At 32.7% G+C, this 681-nt stretch carries 1 pseudogene; it reads right to left on the bottom strand.

Going from position 1 to position 681, the window contains the following annotated elements:
* Positions 1–587 (bottom strand): annotated as a pseudogene (locus V514_RS0118605) (IS21 family transposase); the annotation flags it as partial.
* Between the last annotated feature and the right edge of the window lie 94 nt (positions 588–681).

A 681-nucleotide genomic window follows, 5' to 3' on the forward strand; every position in this document is an offset into this window, starting at 1 on the left:
AATGAGAAAAGAATATCTTGTGTTTTATGAAGTGTTAACGTGAATATTCTGAATCTCGAATAGCTTAATACTAGCGCTGCTACATTCACTTCTACTTTTTCTCCGTCTTTTGTTTCAAATACAAGACTTTCTTTCCAATCAAATTGTGCTTGATAACCCGGAGGTGTTTCAAATCTTGCTTCTCCTTTGTTTGATGGCATTTTTATTCTTCTCTCAAAATATGCCGCAAACTCGGGCTTTTTAGCGATGTACCTTCTGAACGTAGACGGCGCACAGTTTAATCCATGATTATCTTGTAAATATTGCCATAGGACACGTCTGTAATAAAAAACTTGCTTTGAATCCTCCGATAATAGCGCAGCTATTACCTCGTAATACCCATCTAAAATCGACTTTTTTTCTTTTGTTTTTTTAGGCGTAAATCCCTTTAAATACTTATCAATGGTTCTTCGATCTACACCTAGCTCTCTAGCTAACTGGCTCTTATTAATCTTCATTTTTAAATTCACCATCAATTCTTTGAATTTTTTTAAGTCTGAAAGACTCTTAATTTCAAAATCCGTTTGAACATCTAAATTTATGTACATACTATTCACCTCAAGTTCTAGTATGTTACATTTAATGGCAAATTTGTACATCTTTAAGCGATTTTATATGTACACGTTTAAATTAGCATTTATA

Source organism: Kurthia huakuii LAM0618 (genome assembly GCF_000505545.1).
In the GTDB taxonomy this organism is placed as follows: Bacteria; Bacillota; Bacilli; order Bacillales_A; family Planococcaceae; genus Kurthia; species Kurthia huakuii.